The 21,027-nt window shown below is 58.3% G+C and carries 18 protein-coding genes; all 18 read left to right on the top strand.

Features of this window, described 5'->3' with window-relative positions; genetic code table 11:
• Window positions 1–82 precede the first annotated feature (82 nt).
• The 18 genes from ACE4YL_RS14555 to ACE4YL_RS14470 all read left to right on the top strand — a co-directional run bounded on the left by ACE4YL_RS14555 (window position 83) and on the right by ACE4YL_RS14470 (window position 21,009).
• Window positions 83–1,105: a BMP family lipoprotein gene (locus ACE4YL_RS14555; protein WP_461358753.1), complete on the top strand. Its 1,023-nt coding sequence runs from the start codon at window positions 83–85 to the stop codon at window positions 1,103–1,105.
• Window positions 1,106–1,156: 51 nt separating this feature from the next.
• Window positions 1,157–2,704: an ABC transporter ATP-binding protein gene (locus ACE4YL_RS14550; protein ID WP_461358752.1), complete on the top strand. Its 1,548-nt coding sequence runs from the start codon at window positions 1,157–1,159 to the stop codon at window positions 2,702–2,704.
• Entirely contained in the window at window positions 2,694–3,764 is a 1,071-nt protein-coding gene (locus tag ACE4YL_RS14545) for an ABC transporter permease (RefSeq protein ID WP_461358751.1), read from the top strand. The genes ACE4YL_RS14550 and ACE4YL_RS14545 overlap by 11 nt, the downstream gene beginning before the upstream one ends.
• On the top strand, window positions 3,757–4,680 hold the full coding sequence (locus tag ACE4YL_RS14540) for an ABC transporter permease (RefSeq protein ID WP_461358750.1): 924 nt from the start codon (window positions 3,757–3,759) through the stop codon (window positions 4,678–4,680). Before ACE4YL_RS14545 ends, ACE4YL_RS14540 begins: the two co-directional genes overlap by 8 nt.
• A gap of 15 nt (window positions 4,681–4,695) precedes the next feature.
• Window positions 4,696–5,622 (top strand): nucleoside hydrolase, encoded by a 927-nt coding sequence (locus tag ACE4YL_RS14535; RefSeq protein ID WP_461358749.1) that lies wholly within the window; start codon window positions 4,696–4,698, stop codon window positions 5,620–5,622.
• Between the two features lie 12 nt (window positions 5,623–5,634).
• On the top strand, window positions 5,635–6,900 hold the full coding sequence (locus ACE4YL_RS14530) for a M20 family metallopeptidase (protein ID WP_461358748.1): 1,266 nt from the start codon (window positions 5,635–5,637) through the stop codon (window positions 6,898–6,900).
• Between the two features lie 13 nt (window positions 6,901–6,913).
• Window positions 6,914–7,657 carry a glutamine amidotransferase gene (locus tag ACE4YL_RS14525; protein ID WP_461358747.1) on the top strand — a complete coding sequence of 248 codons (744 nt, stop codon included), beginning with the start codon at window positions 6,914–6,916 and terminating at the stop codon, window positions 7,655–7,657.
• A 90-nt stretch (window positions 7,658–7,747) separates the two neighbouring features.
• Window positions 7,748–8,932 (top strand): M20 metallopeptidase family protein, encoded by a 1,185-nt coding sequence (locus ACE4YL_RS14520; RefSeq protein WP_461358746.1) that lies wholly within the window; start codon window positions 7,748–7,750, stop codon window positions 8,930–8,932.
• A 228-nt stretch (window positions 8,933–9,160) separates the two neighbouring features.
• On the top strand, window positions 9,161–10,330 hold the full coding sequence (locus tag ACE4YL_RS14515) for an ROK family transcriptional regulator (protein WP_461360331.1): 1,170 nt from the start codon (window positions 9,161–9,163) through the stop codon (window positions 10,328–10,330).
• A 365-nt stretch (window positions 10,331–10,695) separates the two neighbouring features.
• Complete coding sequence (gene nagA, locus ACE4YL_RS14510; RefSeq protein ID WP_461360330.1) at window positions 10,696–11,907, top strand: N-acetylglucosamine-6-phosphate deacetylase; 1,212 nt, start codon at window positions 10,696–10,698, stop codon at window positions 11,905–11,907.
• Between the two features lie 34 nt (window positions 11,908–11,941).
• Complete coding sequence (locus tag ACE4YL_RS14505) at window positions 11,942–12,700, top strand: sugar isomerase domain-containing protein (protein ID WP_461360329.1); 759 nt, start codon at window positions 11,942–11,944, stop codon at window positions 12,698–12,700.
• A 40-nt stretch (window positions 12,701–12,740) separates the two neighbouring features.
• Window positions 12,741–13,514, top strand: a complete 774-nt coding sequence (locus ACE4YL_RS14500) for a glucosamine-6-phosphate deaminase (RefSeq protein WP_461359173.1) — start codon at window positions 12,741–12,743, stop codon at window positions 13,512–13,514.
• Between the two features lie 215 nt (window positions 13,515–13,729).
• Entirely contained in the window at window positions 13,730–14,710 is a 981-nt protein-coding gene (locus ACE4YL_RS14495) for an extracellular solute-binding protein (RefSeq protein ID WP_461359172.1), read from the top strand.
• 61 nt (window positions 14,711–14,771) lie between these two features.
• On the top strand, window positions 14,772–15,890 hold the full coding sequence (locus ACE4YL_RS14490; RefSeq protein WP_461359171.1) for an ABC transporter ATP-binding protein: 1,119 nt from the start codon (window positions 14,772–14,774) through the stop codon (window positions 15,888–15,890).
• The gene (locus tag ACE4YL_RS14485; RefSeq protein ID WP_461359170.1) at window positions 15,890–17,611 is read left to right on the top strand and encodes an ABC transporter permease; all 1,722 of its coding nucleotides are present in this window, start codon (window positions 15,890–15,892) and stop codon (window positions 17,609–17,611) included. The genes ACE4YL_RS14490 and ACE4YL_RS14485 overlap by 1 nt, the downstream gene beginning before the upstream one ends.
• A 4-nt stretch (window positions 17,612–17,615) precedes the next feature.
• On the top strand, window positions 17,616–18,428 hold the full coding sequence (locus ACE4YL_RS14480) for a sugar phosphate isomerase/epimerase family protein (RefSeq protein WP_461359169.1): 813 nt from the start codon (window positions 17,616–17,618) through the stop codon (window positions 18,426–18,428).
• Entirely contained in the window at window positions 18,422–19,702 is a 1,281-nt protein-coding gene (locus tag ACE4YL_RS14475) for an AGE family epimerase/isomerase (protein WP_461359168.1), read from the top strand. Before ACE4YL_RS14480 ends, ACE4YL_RS14475 begins: the two co-directional genes overlap by 7 nt.
• Window positions 19,699–21,009: a neutral/alkaline non-lysosomal ceramidase N-terminal domain-containing protein gene (locus ACE4YL_RS14470; RefSeq protein WP_461369743.1), complete on the top strand. Its 1,311-nt coding sequence runs from the start codon at window positions 19,699–19,701 to the stop codon at window positions 21,007–21,009. Before ACE4YL_RS14475 ends, ACE4YL_RS14470 begins: the two co-directional genes overlap by 4 nt.
• Window positions 21,010–21,027: the final 18 nt, after the last annotated feature.

Below are 21,027 nucleotides of genomic sequence, written 5' to 3'. Positions count from 1 at the left end.
AGGGAGGTGATGCGCTGGAGTCAGCCGTAGCTTTGTTCCGCCAAGAGTCTGAGCTGAAGAATAAATGCGAGGAGGATATGCCGTGAATAAGAAACTCGTAGTGGTTTTCAGTCTAGCTTTGGTTCTGCTGATGAGCACTGCAGTTCTGGCCCAGCCCATCCGGGTAGCCCTGGTTCTCTCCGGCTTCCTGGGCGACCAGTCCTTTAACGACAGCGCCTACCAAGGCCTGCAGCGCGCCATCGAGGATTTCGGCATTGAAGTGCGGGTACTGGAGTCGGGCAACCCGGCCGACTGGGAGCAGAACCTGGTGGCCATGGCCGATGCCGGTTATGATCTGGTGATCGCCAGCTCCACCCAGTTCCAGGAGATCTTGGACCGCAACGCCGGCTATTTCCCCAACACCAAGTTCGGGATCATTGACGGTGTCGTGGAGCAGCCCAACGTAGTTTCCGCTGTGTTTGCCCAGAACGAAGGTTCCTTCCTGGCCGGCGCTGTGGCGGCCATGTGGACCCAGATGGATCACCTGCCCGGCGTCAACAGCGAGAAGATCATCGGCTGGGTAGGCGGCATGGATATCCCCGTTCTCCACGACTTCCTCGTGGGCTACAAACAGGGCGCCGCTTACATCGATCCTGAGATCCAAGTGCTCGTGGCCTTCGCCGGCAGCTTCAGCGATCCGGTGCGGGGTAAAGAGCTCACCCTTTCCCAGTATGAGCAGGGTGCAGACGTGGTGATGAACGTGGCCAGCGGTACCGGCAATGGTATTCTGGAAGCTGCCTATGAGGAAGGCAAATACGCCATCGGTGTCGACTTGGATCAGGACGGCATCTATCCTGGCTCCATCGTTACCAGCATGCTCAAGCGGGTTGACCAGGCGGCCTACCTCATGGTGCAGAAAGTTGTGGACGGCACCTGGCAGGGTGGCGAAGTTCTCTACATGGACATTGCCAACGGCGGTGTCAGCCTCACCGATATGTCCGTCATGCGGGGAGTCCTCGGAGACGATTTCCCCATGGAGATCCTGGACAAGGTCGCCGAGCTGACCGAGAAGGTTAAGGCCGGCGAAATCGTTGTGGAGACCTACGAGGGCTTCAGGAGGAACTAACAGTGAGTTCAGGCCCGGGATTTTCCCGGGCCTGACTAGGAGGAAGGGCAGATGGAACCAATCGTAAAAATGACCGGGATCGTCAAACAGTTCCCGAATGTGCTGGCCCTGAAGGGTGTGGACTTCTCGGTGGAGAAGGGGGAGGTCCATTCCCTGGTGGGCGAAAACGGAGCCGGCAAATCCACCCTGATGAACATCCTCTACGGAGTTCTCCAGCCCGATCTGGGCGAGATCTACGTCCGCGGTCAGAAGCAGGTTATCCACTCCGTCCGGGACGCCATGCACCTGGGCATTGGCATGGTGCACCAGGAGTTCATGCTGGCCCCTTCCATGACCGTTGTGGAGAACATCATCCTGGGCTTTGAACCTAACCGGCGCAGCGTGGTGGATTACGACGCCGCGGCGGAAAAGATTAGGGCACTTTCTGAGGAGTATGGCCTGGCAATCCGCCCGGAAAGCAGGATTATCGACAACTCCGTGGGGGAAGCCCAGCGGGTGGAGATCATCAAAGCCCTCTACCGGGGGGCAGAAGTGCTGATCCTAGATGAACCCACGGCAGTGCTCACTCCCCAGGAAACCGAGGACCTCTTTAAGGTGATCCGCTCCCTCAAGGAGCACGGGAAAACGGTGATTTTCATCTCCCATAAGCTCCAGGAAGTGCTGGCCATTTCCGATCGGATCACGGTCATGCGGGACGGCCGGGTCCAGGGAACGCTGCTGGCCAGTGAAGCCACTAAGGAGAAGATTGCCACGCTCATGGTGGGCCGGGAAGTGTTCCTGAACATCAAAGCGCCCGAAGGAAAGAGGGGCGGTGTTGTCCTGGATGTGCAGGGAGTGTCCGCCCGGGGCAGGCGCAGACTTTCCGATCTCAAGAACGTCTCCTTCCAGGTGCACGCGGGGGAGATCCTGGGGATTGCCGGAGTGGATGGCAACGGCCAAAGTGAGCTGGTTGAGGTGTTAACCGGGCTGCGCCGGGTGGATCAGGGGGATATTTTCGTCTCCGGTACCAAGATCACCAACCTGCCACCTGGTGAAATCCGCGAGCGCGGGGTGTCCCACATCCCAGAAGACCGCAACCGCTCCGGCCTTTGCGCCGAGCTGACGGTGGCGGAGAACCTCGTGGCCACCAAGCTCAAGCGCCCGCCGCTCTCCAAAAACGGCGTGATCCGGGGCCAGGCCGTGCGGGAGCTCGCCAGCAGACTGGTGGAGGAATACGATATCCGCCCGGGTGATTACCGGATTCCCACCCGCAACCTCTCCGGCGGCAACAGGCAGAAGGTAGTGGTGGCCCGGGAGGTCTCGGAGGACGCGCAGCTTCTGATTGCGGCCCATCCCACCCGCGGTGTGGACATCGGTTCCATTGAATTCATTCGTTCCATTCTTATCGCTCAGCGGGAAGAAGGTAAAGCGATTCTCTTGGTATCCGCTGACTTGGAAGAGGTGCTGTCCTTAAGCGATCGCATCGCGGTGATGTATGAAGGTAGAATCGTGGGGATCCTGCCCGCCTCCGAGGCCAATGAGCAGGTCTTGGGCCTGATGATGGCCGGCGGCGAGTACGCAAAGGCCCAGGGAGAGGAGGAGAAGGTAGTTGAAGCTTAATCTGCTGGATCGTCTAGATAAGCTGCAGGCGCCCCTCAATGTGCTGGTGGCGGTCCTTATTGGGTTTATCATCGGCACCGGGCTCATGCTGGTGGAGGGGCACAACATCGGAGAAGCCTACACGGCCCTTTTCAACGGAGCGTTTTCCGGCCGCTTTAACTTCGGCGGTACCCTGGAGCGCTTTGTGCCGCTGCTCCTTTCCGGACTGGCCTTTGCCATCTCCTCGAAGGCTTCGGTGTTCAACGTGGGCGTGGAGGGACAGCTGTATTTCGGTGCCATGGCCGCAGCCTACTTCGGCTACACCATCGTCGGCCTGCCCAGTTTTCTCCACATCACGCTGGTTTTGCTCCTCGCGGGTCTGGCGGGCGCCCTGTGGGCGCTCATCCCAGGCTTTCTGCGGGCGGCTTACCGCGTGAATGAGGTCTGCACCACGATCATGCTCAACTATGTGGCCATCTATTTCACCAGCTACATCGTGAACCACCTGTTTAAGAATCCCCATATCGGCGTGCCGCAAACACCTAACATCCAGGAAAGCGCGCGCCTGGCCCGCATCCTCATGCCCAGCCGGGCCAACATCGGGGTGTACATCGCCCTGGGGATTGTCCTCTTTTTCATCTGGCTCATGGATTACACCACCCTGGGCTACAAGATCAAAACGGTGGGACTCAATCCGCAGTTCGCCACCTACGCCGGTTTCCAAGCCCGCTCCATCATGGTGGGGGCCATGGTCCTCAGCGGTTTCATTGGCGGCATCACCGGGGCCATTCAGGTTTTGGGCATCCACGGCTACTTCTTGGACAACTTCTCCAAAAGCCTGGGCTTTGACGGCATCATGGTCGCCCTCTTGGCCAGGAACAACTTGAAAGTCCTGCCCTTTGTGGCCTTCTTCCTGGCGGCCCTGAAGTCTGGGGCGGTGGGCATGGAGCGCTTCACGGGCATTCCCCGGGAGCTCATCGGGATCATGGAAGCAGTGATCATTCTCTTTGCCGCGGCCGAAGCCATCATCGTCATCAGGCGGCGACTCTCCTACCAGAAGGGAGGGGCGGAAGTTGTTTAGATTCTCCGACGTGCTTACCTTAACCCTTGTGCGGGCCACCATCCGCATGTCCACACCTATTTTGCTCGCGGCCTTGGGTGTGATCGTTACCGAGCTTGCCGCCATCACCAATGTGGGCATCGAGGGCATCATGTTGGTTTCCGCCTTTATGGCCGTGGCGGCGAGCTACTGGTCCGGCAGCTGGATTGTGGGCATTTTGGCCGCTGTGGCCGCGGGCGTTTTGATCGCCGCGCTCATGGCCCTGATTCACCTGCGGTTCAAGGCCAACGTCTTGGTTGCCGGTATTGCCGTGAACATGTTCAGCCTGGCCTTTACCCGCTTCCTACTGGTCAACTGGTTCGGGGTCGCCGGCAGCTTCTACAGTCCCCGGATCTCGCCCATACCCCGCATCAACCTGTCCATCTTGGCAGCCCATCCGGTGCTGGATACCTTGTTCAACAACTACAACCTCATGGACTACCTGGGGATCGTCTTGGTGTTTGTGTTCCACTTCCTGATCTACAAAACGGTCTGGGGACTCAGGCTGCGCTTTACCGGCGTGCACCCGCTGGCGGTGGAAACCGCGGGAGTGAATGTGACGGTGAAGAAACTCCAGGCCCTTTTGATCAGCGGAGTTTTAGGCGGTCTGGCGGGGGCACACCTTTCCCTGGGCTACACTACCCAGTTCATTGAAAACATGACTAACGGCCGCGGGTTCATCGGGGTTGCGGCCATGTATTTCGGAGGCATTTCGCCCATCACCACCTGGCTGGCCAGCCTCTTCTTCGGCTTCACCGAAGGTGTGGGCGCACGCCTGCAGAACCTGGGCTTTCCCTCCCAGTTCATGCTCATGCTGCCTTATGTGGCCACCGTGGTGGCTATCACCTTCAGCATGATCCGCCAGCAGAGAAGGGAAACGGATAAACAGCCATTTTAAGAAAGGGGTTGTGCGTTGAAGACCAAAATCATCCTAGATGTGGATCCTGGACATGATGATGCAGTAGCTATGCTAGTCGCGGCCAAGCACGAGAAACTCGATCTGCGGGGCATCACCGTGGTGGCCGGCAATCAGGTCTTAGAAAAAACCCTGCGCAACGCGCTCAACGTCTGCAGTTTCGCCGGGATCGATGTGCCGGTGTACGCCGGACAGGACCGTCCCTTGTTCAGGGATCAGGTAGTTGCCGATGACATCCATGGCGAAACCGGTTTGGACGGGCCCGAGTTCCCCGAATCCACCAGGCAGCCCGAGGACAAGAGCGCGGTGGATTTCATCATCGAAGAGTGTCTCAAGTACGATAAGGAATTGGTCCTGGTGCCCACCGGTCCCCTGACCAACATCGCCTTGGCTTTGCTGAAGGAGCCCCGGATCAAGCAGGGGATTAAGGAGATTGTGCTCATGGGCGGTGCCTACGGACTGGGGAACCACACTCCCTCCGCGGAGTTCAACATCTTCGTGGACCCGGAGGCTGCCCACATCGTGTTTGAAAGCGGACTGCCCATTACCATGGTGGGGCTGGATCTCACCCATCAGGCCAAGGCGTACCCCGAGGTGGTGGAGCGGATCGCCCAGATCGGCTCACCTGTGGCTGATCTCGTGGTGGAGCTGCTCAAGTTCTTCGGCTACACCTACAAGAGAGTGTTCAACTTCGATGCGCCTCCCCTGCACGATGTGTGCGCGGTGGCCCACGTGATCGATCCCACCTTGATTAAGACCCAAAAGGTACCGGTGATAGTGGAAACCACCCGGGGAGCCTGCTACGGCCGGACCGTGTGCGATTTCTATTTCCGTACCGGCAAACCCGCCAACGTGGATGTGGCCCTGGAGCTCGATCAGGAGCGTTTCTGGGATCTGGTCATCGATACCCTGAAGAAGTATTAGGGTGGTGAGGGCATGACTGATCGTCTGCAGGCTGCCTTAAGGCAGAACCGGGATAAATACATTAGGCTGCTCCAGGAGCTGGTGCGCATTGACACCAGCGTCATCGGCCACGGCATCGAAGGGGGCCGGGAGCTTAAGGGGCAGCAGTTCCTGGCCGAGCAGATCGCGGCCATGGGCGGAACATACGAGTTTCGGGAAGTGAACGAAGAGCTGATCCAGGAAGGTATCCGCAGGTACGGGGAGGGCAATCCCGGTCACAACTACCAAGACCGCCCTAACCTCTTGGGCATTTTCCCGGGAACGGGGGGCGGCAGGTCCCTGGTGCTCAACGGCCATGTGGATACCATGCCCTACGGTGAACGGAAGCTGTGGGCCTTCGATCCCTTCAGCGGTGCCGAGGTGGAGGGAGTCATCCAGGGTTTAGGGACTACCGATATGAAGGGCGGCCTGGCCGCGGCCTTGGCCGCCATCGATTTAGTCAAGTCCGCAGGCCTCAAGCTCAAGGGGGATGTCTTCTTCCAGAGCGTGATCGACGAGGAGGGGGGCGGCAACGGTACCTTGGCCTTTGCGGTACAGGGCTTTAAGGCCGATGGCGCGGTGGTGTGCGAACCCACCGATCTGCACCTGCAGGTGGGTCACATGGGCTTCATCTTCTACAAGTTCTCCTTCCTGGGTAAGGCCATCCATTCCGGACGCAAGTGGGAAGGGGAAAACGCCATTGAGTACGCAGTAAAACTCATGGCCCGCCTCAATGAGCTGGAGCACAAGTGGCTGCTCAAGTACAAGCATCCGCTGCTGCCTCCCCCCACCCTCAATGTGGGGGAAATCCACGGCGGCGATGCGGGATCCACCGTGCCGGCCGAGTGCACATTCAAGATCTGTGTGCACTACTACCCTGGGCTGACCAAGGAGATCATCGAAAACGATATTCTCGCCGCGGTGAGATCCCTGGAAGCGGCGGAGCCGTGGCTGCAGGTCAATCCCATCCAAGTGGAGTGCTACCAGGAAGGCGGGCCCTACGAGATTTCCCAGGACCATCCCCTGGTTAAAACCGCCGCGTCCTTTCTGCCCGAGGGCAAGATCATCACCGCTTCGCCCGCGGGCAATGATGCCCGGCTGCTGCAGAACATTGCGGGGATTCCCACCATTGTCCTGGGACCGGGGAAACCAGAACAGGCCCACAGCATCAATGAATCCATACCTGTGGAAGACTACTTAACCGCAATTCTCCTGTACGCCAATCTGCTGGTTGAGTGGTGCGGCCTAGAAAACGCTTAAGGAGGTTGTTAACATGAAGAAAGTGCTGCTGGTTGGTGAAAGCTGGGAAGTGTTTTCCATCCATCTCAAGGGTTTCGATGCCTTCTTTACGACCAAATACGATGAGGGGGCCAAATGGCTCATCGAGGCGCTGGAGGAAGGCGGCTACCAGGTGGATTACATCCCCAACCACCACGCCCCCAGCAAAGTGCCCACCGATCTCGCTAAACTGAAGGAATACAGCGCAGTGATCCTCAGCGATATCGGGGCCAATACCCTCTTGCTCCATCCCGATACCTTCGAGCGGTCCATAGCTACGCCCAACCGCCTGAAGCTGTTCAGAGAATACGTGGAGCAGGGCGGCGCCTTTGTGATGATCGGCGGCTACATGTCCTTTACCGGCATTGACGGGAAGGCTAAGTACAAAAACTCGCCTGTGGAGGAGATCCTGCCGGTTACCCTGTTGGCCCATGATGACCGGGTGGAAATACCGGAAGGTGTCTATCCTGAGGTGTCTAAGCCGGATCATCCGGTGGTGCAGGGCTTGGATGCCCAGTGGCCCATGCTTCTGGGCTACAACCAGGTGATCGCCAAGGAAGGGGCGGAAGTTTTGGCCGTGGCAGGCGAGGATCCCATTTTGGTGGTGGGTACCTACGGCCAGGGCAAGACCGCGGCCTTCACCTCGGACTGCGCGCCCCATTGGGGTTCCCCGGAGTTCGTGGAGTGGAAGCAGTACAACAAGCTCTGGCAGCAGCTGGTGGACTGGCTCACTAATTAGGAGCTCTAGAGATAATCTTTGTGACGCAAAGCGCCACGCCCGGGGCTTCCCTGGGCGTGGCCTTTCACACTTGAGGGAGTGAGGGATAAGATGGCAGCTTTTTTCCCCGCCGAGGCAGTCAATGACCTGGTGAAAAAACATCTTCCCCAGGTTATCGAGATCAGAAGGCGCATCCACAGCGAACCGGAGTTGGGTTTTAGGGAAGTGAAGACCACCGCCTTGGTGAAGAAACACCTGGCTGAGCTGGGTTTGGAAGTTATGGATTTGGGTGACACCACCGGTGCCGCCGCGATCCTGCGGGGAGGCAAACCGGGTCCTGTGACAGGACTGCGCGCTGATTTGGACGCCCTGCCCATCCAGGAGCAGACAGGCTTGCCTTTCCAGTCCAAAAACGCTGGGGTAATGCATGCCTGCGGGCACGATGGGCACACGGCCATGCTCCTGGGCGCGGCCATGGTGCTTAGGGAGCTGGCAGATGAAGTCCCAGGGACGGTGAAATTCGTCTTCCAGCCCGCGGAAGAGCTGCTGCAGGGTGCCAAGGCCCTCATCGACCGGGGGGTGCTGGCGGATCCCAAACCCGATTTTTTCTACGCCTTCCATGTCTGGCCCAGTCTACCCCTGGGGCACTTCGGGATCAAGCCCGGGCCGGCCATGGCCGGTGCCGCCAGGTTTCAGGCCACTTTCTCCGGCCAGGGGGGCCATGGGGCCAATCCGCACCTGACCGTGGATCCCATTTTGGCTGCGGCCAATTGGGTTACGCTCTTGCAGAGTATCGTGGGCAGGAAGGTGGATCCTGTGGATCCGGCGGTGGTGAGCGTAGGCACGATTCAGGGCGGGACATCCTACAACAGTATCGCCAGTTCCGTTTCCTTGGAGGGCACAGTGCGGGCCGTCACCCCGGGGACAGCTGGGCGTATCGCACGGTGGTTAGAAGAGACCCTGCAAGGTGCAGCCGCGGCCGCAGGCACCGCCTGCGACTTCAACTACCAGGAGCTTTGCCCGCCGGTGCTAAATGACCCTAAGGAGGCGGCCCAGATCCTGGACTTGGTTGGGAGACTCTTTGGACCCGAGCGGGCCCATGCACTGAACCAGCCTTCCATGATCGCCGAAGACTTCGCCTACTTCCTCCAGGAGGCCAAGGGCTGCTTGGTTTTCCTGGGCACCGGTGAAGCAGAGCAGGCCACAGCCCTGCACACCGACACTTTCAACTTTAACGAAGAGGCCCTAAGCCAGGGCATCAGGCTGATGGTGCATTTGGTGTTGGCGAAGGGTTAACCGGCACCCATCATCACCTTACCTTCGTTTGTCGTTTTCCCGCACCGCGGCAATACAGCGTTGACAGCCTGTCCAACTTTTGTTAACATGACGGCGACACCCCCCACCTTTGTGGTTTGCGTGTCAAGGGTGCTCGGGCTTTGGCTTTGGCCAGCAAACCGAGCGTCTGTTCTCTGGAAGGATATTCGTCCCGGACAGAGAAATCGCCCTGTGGAGGGGATTGACAGAGTGAAGCAGGTCTATGGCTACAACTTGACAGATGTTAAGCTCCACAATCGCTTTCTCGTCTACAACACCATCCGCCTGCATGGGCCCATCAGACGGGCTAGCGTGGCGCGGAAGACAAGGCTGACCCGCGCCACCATCACCAACATCATCAACGAATTCATAGAAGAAGGGCTGGTCACAAGTTCACAGCAGGGGGACAGCAGCCACGGCTATCTGCAGATCAACCCCCACGCCTTCAAGATCTGCGCCGTCCATCTCCAAGGAGCCATCGCCAAAGTGGCGGTGCTCACTCCAGATATGGAGTTTTGGGAAAACGACACGGTACCGCTGGATGGTTCCCCCGAAGAGGCCCTGGCTAGAGTCGCTGCCGCGGTTAACTCCTTTAAGGAAAAGTATGATCTCAAGGTGATGGGCGTAGCCGTTTCAGGTGTCGTCGATGCGGGGCGGGCCTTCATTAAGCACTCTGTAACCCTGGGCTGGGAAGACGTGTGCTTGGTGGAGCATCTCCAGCGGTTAGTTGGGATTCCCATGGTTGTTGAACGCAACGCCAATGCTCCCCTCCTCGCGGAAGTCTGGCAGGGTTCTGCAGTGGGGAAAAGCAACGTGGTCTATGTGAACTATGGCAGCGGCATTGGCTGCGGAATCATGATGAACGGTGAGCTTGTGGCCCGGGATGGTCTGGTCACCGGTGAGCTTGGGCATATAACCGTTGATCCTTCGGGCCCCTTCTGCCACTGCGGCAATCAGGGCTGCCTGGAGGCTTTGGTGTCTGTGCCTGCCCTGGTGAGGCAGTGCAAGGCCATCAGCCAGCGCTTTGAGCACATTGACGATGGTGATGTGGAATCTCTCTTTGCTGCTCTTTACGCACAGATCGAACAGGGGGATGAACTTGCCCTCAACCTCCTCAAACGTACGGCGGAATATGTTGGGCTGGCTTTGGCCAACATGATCACCTTGTTCGGACCAGAAGTAGTGGTGTTGGGCAATGGCTTTGTCAAGGCGGGGGAGAAGTTCTGCCAGATGATTGAACGGGCGGTGGAAAGGCGGGTGCTCAAGTCATCTTTGGGTTCCTTCCAGATCGTTCCCACTGCCATCAAATCAGATGCCATTTTAGTGGGGATCAGCTCTCTGGCTATCCGCCACCTGTTTAACGGTTCAACAGTGAATTAAGTAAACTAACTCGTCGCCTCGTTTCCCGCGGAGGGCTCTATCGCAGATTAGCCTTCCCTGGGGAAGCGGGGCATCTTTTTTGCCTACCCCAGCCGTACAGAGAATAATCCTTGGCTTAAGCATAAAATGATTAACAACATCACCGACCTGCGATCGGGCGTGAATTAAGGGGGGACTTTTTGAAGCCGATCAAAAGGATGATTTGTTAAATGTGCTCTGTGGGAAGGACATTAACAAACCCCGTAGAATAAGGGATGTTGTAAAAACGATTAACAAGTGCCCTGATGTACGCAGCAGACCGGGCCCAGTGCTGTTGGCATCCCAGCCCGGTGTAGATGAACCAGTGAACTGTAAGGTCTAGGGGAGTGATTAGAATTAGGACTATTCTAGCCAACGGAACCGTGATCACACCCATACGTGCCCTGCATAGCAGCAGTGTCATCGTTGAAGGCGGTAGGATCGCAGCGGTGCTTCCCAGCGATCAGGTGGAAATGCAAGAGCAGGATCGGGTTATCGATGTTGGAGGCGCTTACATAGCTCCGGGGTTCATCGATATCCACACCCACGGTGCCGGGGGGCACGATTTCATGGATGGTTCGGTGGAGGCCATCATGGAGGCGGCGCGCACCCACCTGCGTTACGGTACCACCACCATCATGCCTACCACCCTAACGTCCGATTTGGATGAGTTGTTTGACACCTTGGATAAGTTCGCCCAGGCCAAGTCCAAGCTCAAGGATGGGCCGAATCTCCACGGGCTGCATCTGGAGGGTCCCTACTTTTCCAGGGAGCAGGCCGGGGCGCAGGATCCCCGGTACATCAAAAATCCCGATCCGGATGAGTATCGCCGGATCGTGGGATACTCCGGCGAGGTCAAGCGCTGGACCATCGCTCCCGAGCTGCCGGGGGCCTTGGAGATGGGGCGCTATCTCTCGGAGCGGGGTATTCTCTGTTCCATGGGCCACACCAATGCGGTCTACGAAGACGTGGTGGCGGCGGTGGAAAATGGGTTCCGGCTGGTAACGCACCTCTATTCAGCCATGTCTGGAGTGAGGCGGATCAACGCCTACCGTTACGCCGGAGTGATCGAAAGCGCCCTGCTCCTGGATGAACTAACCGTGGAAGTGATCGCAGATGGTGTGCATCTGCCCAAGAGCCTGCTGCAGCTCACCTACAAAGTGAAGGGGCCTGATCGGATCTGTCTTGTGACCGACTCCATGAGGGGTGCCGGGATGCCGGAAGGCGAGTCGATTCTGGGCAGCCTCAAAGATGGACAGCGGGTGATTATTGAAGACGGCGTAGCTAAGCTGCCTGACCGCAGCGCGTTTGCCGGAAGTGTGAGTACTTCCGATCGCTTGGTGCGCACCATGGTCAAGCTCGCTGAGGTACCTCTGGTGGACGCTGTGAAGATGGTCACGTTGACGCCGGCTAAACTCTTGGGAATCGCTGAGCGCAAAGGGCAGATCGCACCTGGTAAGGACGGAGATCTGGTCGTGTTTGATGCGGACATAAACGTATCTTTAGTGATGGTTGGCGGCCAGGTCAGATTCGAGCAGAGTCAAGGAAGGGACTTGTAAGGCACGGTACAACCCCTGAGAGGAGAGTTAGGAAATGCGGGACATCACCAAACAGTATCTGACCGCGGTCTCAGAAATCATCCGCAGCATCGCTGAAGAAGAACAAGAAGCCATTGACCGGGCCGCAGAGGTGTTAGCGGACTTTGTGATGCAGGATAAGCTGATCAACATCATCGGTCCAGGCGGGCATTCCAATCTAGCCGCTGAAGAAGTCCTCTGGCGGGCCGGCGGCCTGGCCTGCGTGAATCCCATCCTTGACCCCGGAACTATTCTCATGTTCGGCGCCAAGCGTTCCAACTACATCGAGAGAACGCCGGGATATGCTGCAGCCGTCTTGGATTCCTATGGGGTGCAGCAGGGAGATGTCCTGGTAATTGTTAACGCCTATGGCATCAACTCCATGACCATCGATTGCGCCTTGGAGTGTAAGAGGCGGGGTGTGACCTCCATAGCCCTCACATCCACCAGTTTCGCTGAGCATGTGCCTCCCGGCGCTCCGGCGCGGCATCCCAGCGGCAAGAATCTCCACGAGATCGCGGACATGTATATCGATGTCCATCTGCCCCTGGGAGATGCGGTGGTGGCTGTGGAGGGTATCCCCCAAAAGATGGGACCCACCTCGACCTTTGCCAATGCTTTCGCCATAAATTTGCTGATGATGACCACCGCGGAGAAGCTCCTGGAACGGGGAGTGCGGCCCCCGGTTTGGACCAGTGCCAACTTACCGGAAGGGGATCGCTTGAACAAAGAATATGAGGAAAAATACGCCTACAGGGTCCGTCATCTGCTGTAAGGACGTGTAGGGATTATCTAAAACATCAGGAGGTGCTCTCATGGCAGTACAAGAGTTGAAAATCGGCAGCATTCAGGTGAAGATCTTTCCAACCAAAGAAGAACTGGGGTTAGCCGCGGCTCAGCACGCCGCGGAGGTGATCGCAAAGCTGGCTCCGGAAAGCGTCAATATCCTTTTCGCCACCGGCACATCCCAGTTTCCCCTGGTTGAAGGTTTGAAGAAGCAAGACATCGATTGGCAGCGGGTTCATGGTTTCCATTTGGACGAATACAAGGGTATTTCCCCAGATCATCCCGCGAGTTTCCGCCTCTGGCTGCGGGAGCGGATCGATCAGCAGTTCCACCCAGCAGCCTTCAATTACATCCAAGGGGATGCGCCGGATATTGAGGCGGAATGCCAGCGCTATGCCGCACTGCTGAAGGAGAATCCCATCGATGTGGGCTTTATCGGCATCGGGGAAAACGGGCACATTGCCTTCAACGATCCGCCTGTGGCTGATTTCCAGGACAAGCAGCTGGTGAAAGTGGTGGAGCTGGACGAAGCCTGCAGAAAGCAACAGCTGGGGGAAGGGTGGTTCCCCACCTTGGATGATGTTCCCCGGGAGGCTGTCACCCTCACCATCCCCGCCATCATGTCCTGCAAAACCATAATATCCGTAGTTCCCGAGGCCCGGAAAGCCCAGGCTGTGCGGGATGCCCTGTTGGGGCCCATTGAGCATGCCTGCCCAGCTTCCATCCTCCGGACCCATCCTGGAGTAACGCTCTATCTCGACCAGGAGTCCGCGAGTCTGTTTCTGCGGGACTTTGAGAAGTAGCGCAGCAGCATGACCTGGCGCTGCTGGGTAGTTCCTGCCAGATGCGGCCCGCCAGGCTTTACCTGACGTCAAATTCCTTTACCAGTGCAGGAGTTTTTGTAAAGAGATTGAACGTATTAGTAACACGGTGTAACGCGGAGGGGGGATGGCTACAGCTAGGCTCTTAGTTACCTGTCTTTGGAGAAACTGATTACTTGTCAAGGAGGTAGAAGTCGTTGAGAAAACCGTTTGTGGTGTTGGCTATCACTCTGTTGACGCTGGTGCTTGTGGGCGGTGCCGCGCTGGCCCAAACCGGTAGTTTGGCCATTTGGAGTGCCGCTTCGGAAGAAGAAGCCCAGGCTCTGGTTGCTGAGTTTAAGAAGCTTTATCCCGGCATTGCTGTGGACCTGATCCGCGCTGGCTCCGGTGAGCTGCTCACCAGGATGCAGGCGGAGGCTCCCCGTCCCGGCGGTGATATCATCCTGGGTATCGCCAAGGAATCTTTAGATGCGGTATACGATCTGCTGGAACCCTATAAAGCCGCGAACCACGATGAGATCCCAGAAAACCTCAGGGATAGTGCCGATGTTCCCCGTTACTACGGCTATTCCATGCCGCTGCAGGCTTTCATGGTCAATACCGATCTGCTGGCTCCGGAAGATTATCCCAAGACCTGGAAGGACTTGGCTGATCCCAAGTACAAAGGGGAAATCATCCTGGCCAACCCGGCCCTTTCTGGATCGGCCTATGCTCAGCTGTTCATGATGTATGAACTGTATGGCTTCGATTTCTGCGTGGAAGTGGGCAAGAACGCCATCTTCACCGCCTCTTCCACCATGGTTCCAGAAGCTGTTGCCCGGGGCGAATATGCCATTGGCGTAACCGGTGAAGGCAACATCGCCCTGGCCATCAACGATGGGGCTCCGGTCATTGCCATTTACCCAGAGGATGGAACCGGTGCCAGGTTCGACGGCTCCGGCATCTTGAAGGGCGGCCCCAATCCGGAGAACGCCAAGCTGTTCATGGATTTCCTCACCTCTTTGGATGCGTACCGCATCATCGTGGAAACCAGACAGCGCCGGGTCGTGCATCCCGATGCCCCTGGTCCTGGGCCCCTCCCGCCCTTGAGCGAGGTCGTGCTCATTGACTATGATGACGCCAAAGCTGCCGAGATCCGCGAAGATCTGACCATGCGGTTCTCCGACGCAGTATTCTAAAAGGAGAGCGACAAGTCTAGCCCGGAGTTGCTCCGGGCTAGATTTTAGGAGGTAAAGATAGGTGAGTTCACGCATTAGATACAAAGAAGTAGAAAAGATCTTTCCAGGAGATCCACCAGTACACGCACTGAAAAAAGTGTCCTTCACCATTGAACCGGGAGAACTCTTCTGTCTGCTTGGCCCCAGTGGCTGCGGCAAGACCACCTTGCTGCGCTGTACAGCAGGTCTGGAGACCCTCAGTTCCGGCAGCATTTTCTACAACGATCAAGACGTCACCAGCATTCCGCCCTTCCGGCGCAACATCGGGATGGTGTTCCAGAGCTACGCCCTCTATCCCCACCTGAACGTCTTTGAAAATGTGGCCTACGGTCTGCGGGTGCGCAAAGTGGACCAAGCCACCGTGAAACGGAAGGTGGAGGAGATCATGGAGCTGGTGGGTCTGCCCGACGTGCTCAAGCGCAATCCCAGCCCCACTGCCCTCTCCGGCGGTCAGCAGCAGCGGGTGGCGGTGGCCAGGGCGTTGGTGTACGATCCCCAGATCCTGCTGCTGGATGAACCCTTAGCCAACTTGGACGCCAAGCTGCGTAGGCACATGCGCGCCGAAATCCGCCGCATTCAAAAGGTGACCAATATTACCACCATCTTCGTCACCCACGACCAGGAGGAGGCCATGGCCATTGGCGACCGCTTGGCCATCATGCGGGACGGTATCATTGAGCAAATCGGCTCTTCGGACGAAATCTATCATAATCCAGCGAATGCCTTTGTCTCCAACTTCATCGGCAAAATGAACTTCTTCCCAGGCCGCATCGTGTCTATGGATGGGGACCACTACCAAATCCAGCTGGACAGCGCTGGCTACGATTTGCGCTTCACCCCCAAGGTTGCCTCTGATGCCCAGGGAGCCAAAGCAGGCGACAGGATCACCGTTGGTTTCCGGCCCGAACACCTGCAGATCGCCCCAAGCCCCACCGAAGGACAGGTGCGGGGCAGGGTGCGCATTATCCAGCACCTGGGCCAGGTGGTGCGCTATGAAGTGGCCCTGGAGCAGGGCGGTACAGAGAGGGCCATCGAAGTGGATATGCGGCGCCTAGTTCCCGGTGTTTTGGAGGGAGATGAAATTGCCGTCCAATTCCCGCAGGATGTGGGCTTCCTGTTTGCTGAAGGAGGGGAGGAGTAATGGCGGTCCGCCCCAACGAGCCGGAAAGCAGGCTTCGGCGCTTTCTGAGCAAGGACTTCACCCCTTATTTGGTATTCAGTGTTCCCCTGATCTTCATGGTCATCTTTCTGTTCTGGCCTTTGGTGACCACTTTTATCCGGGCTTTCCTGCCCGCGGGTAGGCACTTCACGTTCGGACCGTTCTCTTTGAACAACTTCGAACGCTTCGCCACGTCCAACCTCTACCGCATGAGCCTGCGGAACTCCTTTATCGTGAGCTTCGCGGTGGTGTTCTGCACCATGCTCATCGGTGTGCCCATGGGTTACTTTGTCGCCCGGGTGAAGATGCCCTTTAAGAACCTCATCCTCTCCCTGGGTATCCTGCCCGTGATCCTGCCTTCCTTTGTGGGGGCCTTTTCCTGGATTCTGCTTTTGGGCAGGCAGGGGCTGGTGCGGCAGTGGATCAACGCCTTTTTAGGCCTGTTTGGCCTGGAACTGCCCTCCATCTATGGGTTGTTTGGGGTCATCTTCGTCATGACCGTAACCTACTATCCCTTTGTGTTTCTCTTGGCCTACGGGGCCTTTGAGGCGGCTAATCCCCTTCTGGAAGAGGCGGCCATGATCATGGGTGCACGGCGCAGCCGCATTCTGCGCACCGTCACTCTGCCCTTGGTTCTACCCAGCTTGGGCGCGGGGGCCATCTTGGTCTTCATCCGGGCCATGGGCAACTTCGGCATACCCGCTATCCTAGGGGGCGAAGAGTATGTGCTGCCCACCCTGATCTACTTCCGGGTGAACGGATTCTACGATCTGAACGGGGCTGCAGCCATTTCCCTGGTGAGTGTGGCCATTACCGGCGGGGCGCTGCTTCTGCAGAAGTTCGTGATCAGCAAGCGGGAGTACGAGACCATCGGAGCTTCCCGCTCCCAGTTTGCCCAGCACACCCATCCGGCCATCAGGATTATCGCCACCGTGTTCTGCCTCTTGGTGCTGCTCATCTCCCTGGCACCTCAGATCACCATGGTGGTCATGTCCTTCTTCACCAGGTGGGGGAGAACAGGCCCCGAGGGCTTTACCTGGGCCAACTACGCCCGGATTCCGGAGATTGCCGGCAAACCTATCCTCAACTCGCTGTATCTTTCCACCACGGCATCTCTGCTCTGCGCGGTGCTGGGCTGCCTGGTGGCGTACATCACCGAGCGGCGTAAGCCCAGGGGAGCTCTCATTTTGGATCTGGCCATCATGGCACCCTTTATCCTGCCCGGTACCGTGGTTTCGGTGGCGGTCATCTCCGCCTTCGGCAGCGGGTCCATCTTTGCCCTGGGGGGAACCTACACCATCATTTTGATCTCGTACATGATCCGTAGAACCCCCTATGTGTTCCGCTCCGCGGTGGCCAGCCTCTCCCAGCTGGATCCCACTTTGGAAGAGGCGTCCATGATCGCCGGAGCCAACTGGCTGTACACCTTCCGCAGGGTGAGCCTGCCCCTGATTCTGCCGGGGATCATCTCCGGTACCATCCTGACCTTCGCCACCCTGCTTCAGGAGCTGAGTACAACGATTTTGCTCTACTCGGCCCGCACCAGGACACTGCCCATTTTGATCTGGGGAGCTGTGGCGGACGGCAAGTTTGGCGAGGCCAGTGCCCTCTCCACGCTGCTCATCACCATGGTGTTCATCGTGGTGTATGTCATGAACCGTTTCTTGGGCAAGTCCATTACTTCCAGTTTCAAGGTGGGATAGGGAAATGACCAGACCCAAACTCATGTTTTCCAGCCGAGTATTCGGCACCGACACAGAAAAGATCTTAAGCTACGCCCAAGCCCAGGGCTACGGTGGAGTGGAGTGGTATCTGAATAGCTTCCGGCTGCGCACGCCGCAAACGCGGCGTGACGCCTTTTTCCGCAGTTTAGATCGGTATCCCGATCTGCGCTACACCTTCCACCTGCCCACGGTGGATGTGGAGCTGGCCCACGGCAATCTCCTGATCGCCGAAGCGTCCCTGCGCTACATGCAGCTCTACATCGAGTACCTGGCTCCCTGGCTGCAGCAGCAGAGCGAGCCCCAGATCATCACCCTCCATGTGGGCTCCAATTCCATTCCCGTGGAGGAGCTGGATTGGCATACTGCCCTCCGCCACCTGGAGGAACTGGGGAGGTTCGCCGCGGAGCGCAACGGCATGGTCCTCCTGGAAAACCTCAAGGTGGGTTGGACCACCGATCCCCACACCCACCTGGAGATGATCCAGCGGGCGGGGCTGAAGGGCCTTACCTTTGACACCGGGCACGCGGCATCCAATCCCAAGGTGCGCGGCGGGGAGCTTAAGCTTGTGGAGTATGTGGATCTGCTGCGGGATCACATCCGCCACGTCCACTTTTATTTCTACGAAAGCCTGGATAAGGGCAGTCACATTCCTCCTCAAGAATGGGACGAGGTGGCAGAAGTGTGGCGCCGGGTAGTGAACCTGCCCCATGTACAGTCGGTGGTGCTGGAGCTTTCCAGCCAAGAGGAGCTGGAGCAGACCTTTAAGCTGCTGATGGAGAATAAGGAGAAGTGGTAGCGGTGGCGCCGGAGCTGAAGATCAAGGAGGAGCTGGCGTTCTATCGGCGGGAGCTTTGCGATAACATCCTGCCCTTTTGGATCCAGCGTGCTTTGGACCGGGACTACGGCGGGTACTTCACCTGCTTCAATAACGCGGGGACGGAGCTGGTAAGTACAGACAAGTATGTGTGGTCCCAGGGCCGGCTGGTCTGGGTCTTCGCGGAACTCGCGGCCATGCTGGGTGAGGAGCGCTTCTTGGACTATGCCAAGCTGGGTGTGGATTTCCTCCTCCAGCATGCGCTTTTGCCGGATGGCAGCGCCGCCTTTTTGCTGAGTAGAACAGGTGAACCCAAGGAACCCGCACCAGGCAGCGGCCTGGCCACCAGCATTTACGCGGACTGCTTTGTGGTGTTGGGTCTGAGCTGCTATGCCCGGGTGACGGGAAACAGGGAGATCCTCCAGTTTGCCGGGGAGCTTTACCAAAGTATTGAGCGCAGGCTGCAGGGGGAATTCCGCACCGATCCCTATCCTATTCCCCAGGGGATGTACGCCCACGGCGTGGCCATGATCCTGCTCACCACCAGTCAAGAGCTGCGTGATGCCCAGCGGGCGCTGGGTGATCTGGATCACTTACAGACCAACGAGAAGTGCCGGGGCTATGTGCAGCTCATCTTCGACCTCTTCTACAAAGGGGGCCTTTTGCAGGAAATGGTCCAGCCGGGCCAGCCCGGGGAGTCGCTTCTGGAACGCTATATCAACCCCGGTCACTCCTTGGAGTGCCTGTGGTTTATGCTGCACCAGGCCCTGGAGGATGGGGATCAGGCGCTGGTGGAGGCCTGCGCTGATCTGGCGGAAGCTACCTATAAAGTGGGGTGGGACGAGCAGTACGGAGGACTTTTGCTCTTTGTGGATCGGGATGGGGGAGCGCCCCGGGGCGAAGTGGGGGCGCTGGCCGGACATCCCATGGTGCGCAAAGTGCAGCAGGACTGGTCCCATAAGCTCTGGTGGCCCCATTCCGAAGCCCTGTATACAACCCTCTTGGCCTACGCGCTGACCAAGCGCCCTACGCTTTGGGAGCTCTATGCCAAGACTAAGGAGTACACCTTCCGCACCTTCCCCCATCCGGATCCCGCGGTGGGCGAATGGATTCAGATCCGGGATCGCCAAGGCGCGCCCATGGAAGCGGTGGTGGCCCTGCCGGTCAAGGATCCTTTCCACATTGCCCGCTGTCTGATGCTCATTATCCAGCTCCTGGAGAGAATGGAGCGGCAGGTGGAAGGTGAGGCCCAATGACCGTAACATTGCGCGCGGGGTTCGGCCGCGCCGCGATCACCCCTCAGCTAGGCAGCCCCATGGCCGGTTATCTGGCGCGGGTAAAGGGCGCCCAAGGGGTGCATGATCAGCTGTCTGCCCATGCCGCGGTATTTGAGCAGGGTCCTCTGCGGGCTGCGGTTTTGAACCTGGACCTTTTGGAAGTTACGGAAGAGATCTGCCGGGAAATCCGCAGGCGAGCCGAGGGCGCCCTGGGGATTCCCGGGGATAATCTCCTGATCTGCGCCACCCACACCCATTCCGGCCCGGCGGTCTCCAAAAAGTTCGGCTTTGACGGAAACGAGAGCACTGTGGACCGCATTATCTCCGGGGCAGTGCTGGCCCTGGAGGAGGCCCAGGGGAAATTTCAGGCAGTTGAGGTGAAACGGGGAAGGGCCGCCTTGGCGGGGGTGGCTAAGAACCGGAGAACGCTGGAGGAAACCCCCGATCCTGCAGTGCAGGCGGTGGGGTTTTATGCAGGTGCGGAGCTTGTGGGCTGCCTGGTCAATTTCGGTCTGCACCCCACAGTGCTGGGGGCGGAGAACTTGGAGTATTCTGCGGACTATCCAGGCTTTCTCCGGCGAGCTGTAGCCAGGCAGCATCCTGGGTGCTGCACTTTGGTGTTGACCGGCGCGGCGGGGAATGTCAATATCGGTTATTCCGCGGATGCCAGCGCCTTGGGCGAGCAGATTGACTTCCGCACCTTTACCAAGGCGGAGGAAGTGGGAACGACCATCGCCCAGGCAGCCCTGAATGCTTTGGGGGATGGTGTAAGCTGCACGGAGCCTTTTCTGCAGGTGGTCAGCGGCAGGATTCCGCTCCCCCTAAAGCACTTGCCCACCCTGGACGAACTTGGGCTGAGCCTCGCGGAGCTGCGGGAAAGGAGGCAGGCCTTGCCGCCGGAGAGTTCCGAAGCGAAGCAGCTCAGTATCGAGGAAGTCTATCTAACTGTACTCCAGGCTTCTCTGGAGGATTACAAGGCGGAAGGCCGCAGCGAGCTGGACGTTCCCCTGCAGGCCTTGGCTGTGGGCGATACGGTATTGGTGGGCATCCCCGGTGAACCCTTTGCCGAGCTGGGCCTATCCATCAAGGAGGGCTGGGAACCTGCCCAGGTGCTGGTGGTCGCTTACGCCAACGGCTACTTCGGCTATTTCCCCACCATGGAAGCCTTCCAGGAAGGCGGCTACGAGGCGGAAACCTCCGTATTCCACCCAAGTGCCATCCAGGTGCTCACCACTGAGGCTCGAAGGCTGATTGCAGCCGTGCTTGGCAAATTAGGCTTAGGTTGACAAGGGGCTCCCAAGGGG

Source organism: Candidatus Darwinibacter acetoxidans (assembly GCF_041936445.1).
Taxonomy (GTDB): domain Bacteria; phylum Bacillota; class Limnochordia; order Darwinibacteriales; family Darwinibacteriaceae; genus DTU010.
The sequence above is the reverse complement of the archived record's forward strand: the minus strand, read 5'-3'. Positions and strand labels throughout refer to the sequence as shown.

Coding starts and splice junctions, on each gene's coding strand:
- ACE4YL_RS14550 (WP_461358752.1), top strand. CDS start 1,157: ATGGAACCAATCGTAAAAATGACCGGGATCGTCAAACAGTTCCCGAAT.
- ACE4YL_RS14530 (WP_461358748.1), top strand. CDS start 5,635: ATGACTGATCGTCTGCAGGCTGCCTTAAGGCAGAACCGGGATAAATAC.
- ACE4YL_RS14525 (WP_461358747.1), top strand. CDS start 6,914: ATGAAGAAAGTGCTGCTGGTTGGTGAAAGCTGGGAAGTGTTTTCCATC.
- ACE4YL_RS14520 (WP_461358746.1), top strand. CDS start 7,748: ATGGCAGCTTTTTTCCCCGCCGAGGCAGTCAATGACCTGGTGAAAAAA.
- ACE4YL_RS14505 (WP_461360329.1), top strand. CDS start 11,942: ATGCGGGACATCACCAAACAGTATCTGACCGCGGTCTCAGAAATCATC.
- ACE4YL_RS14500 (WP_461359173.1), top strand. CDS start 12,741: ATGGCAGTACAAGAGTTGAAAATCGGCAGCATTCAGGTGAAGATCTTT.
- ACE4YL_RS14485 (WP_461359170.1), top strand. CDS start 15,890: ATGGCGGTCCGCCCCAACGAGCCGGAAAGCAGGCTTCGGCGCTTTCTG.
- ACE4YL_RS14480 (WP_461359169.1), top strand. CDS start 17,616: ATGACCAGACCCAAACTCATGTTTTCCAGCCGAGTATTCGGCACCGAC.
- ACE4YL_RS14470 (WP_461369743.1), top strand. CDS start 19,699: ATGACCGTAACATTGCGCGCGGGGTTCGGCCGCGCCGCGATCACCCCT.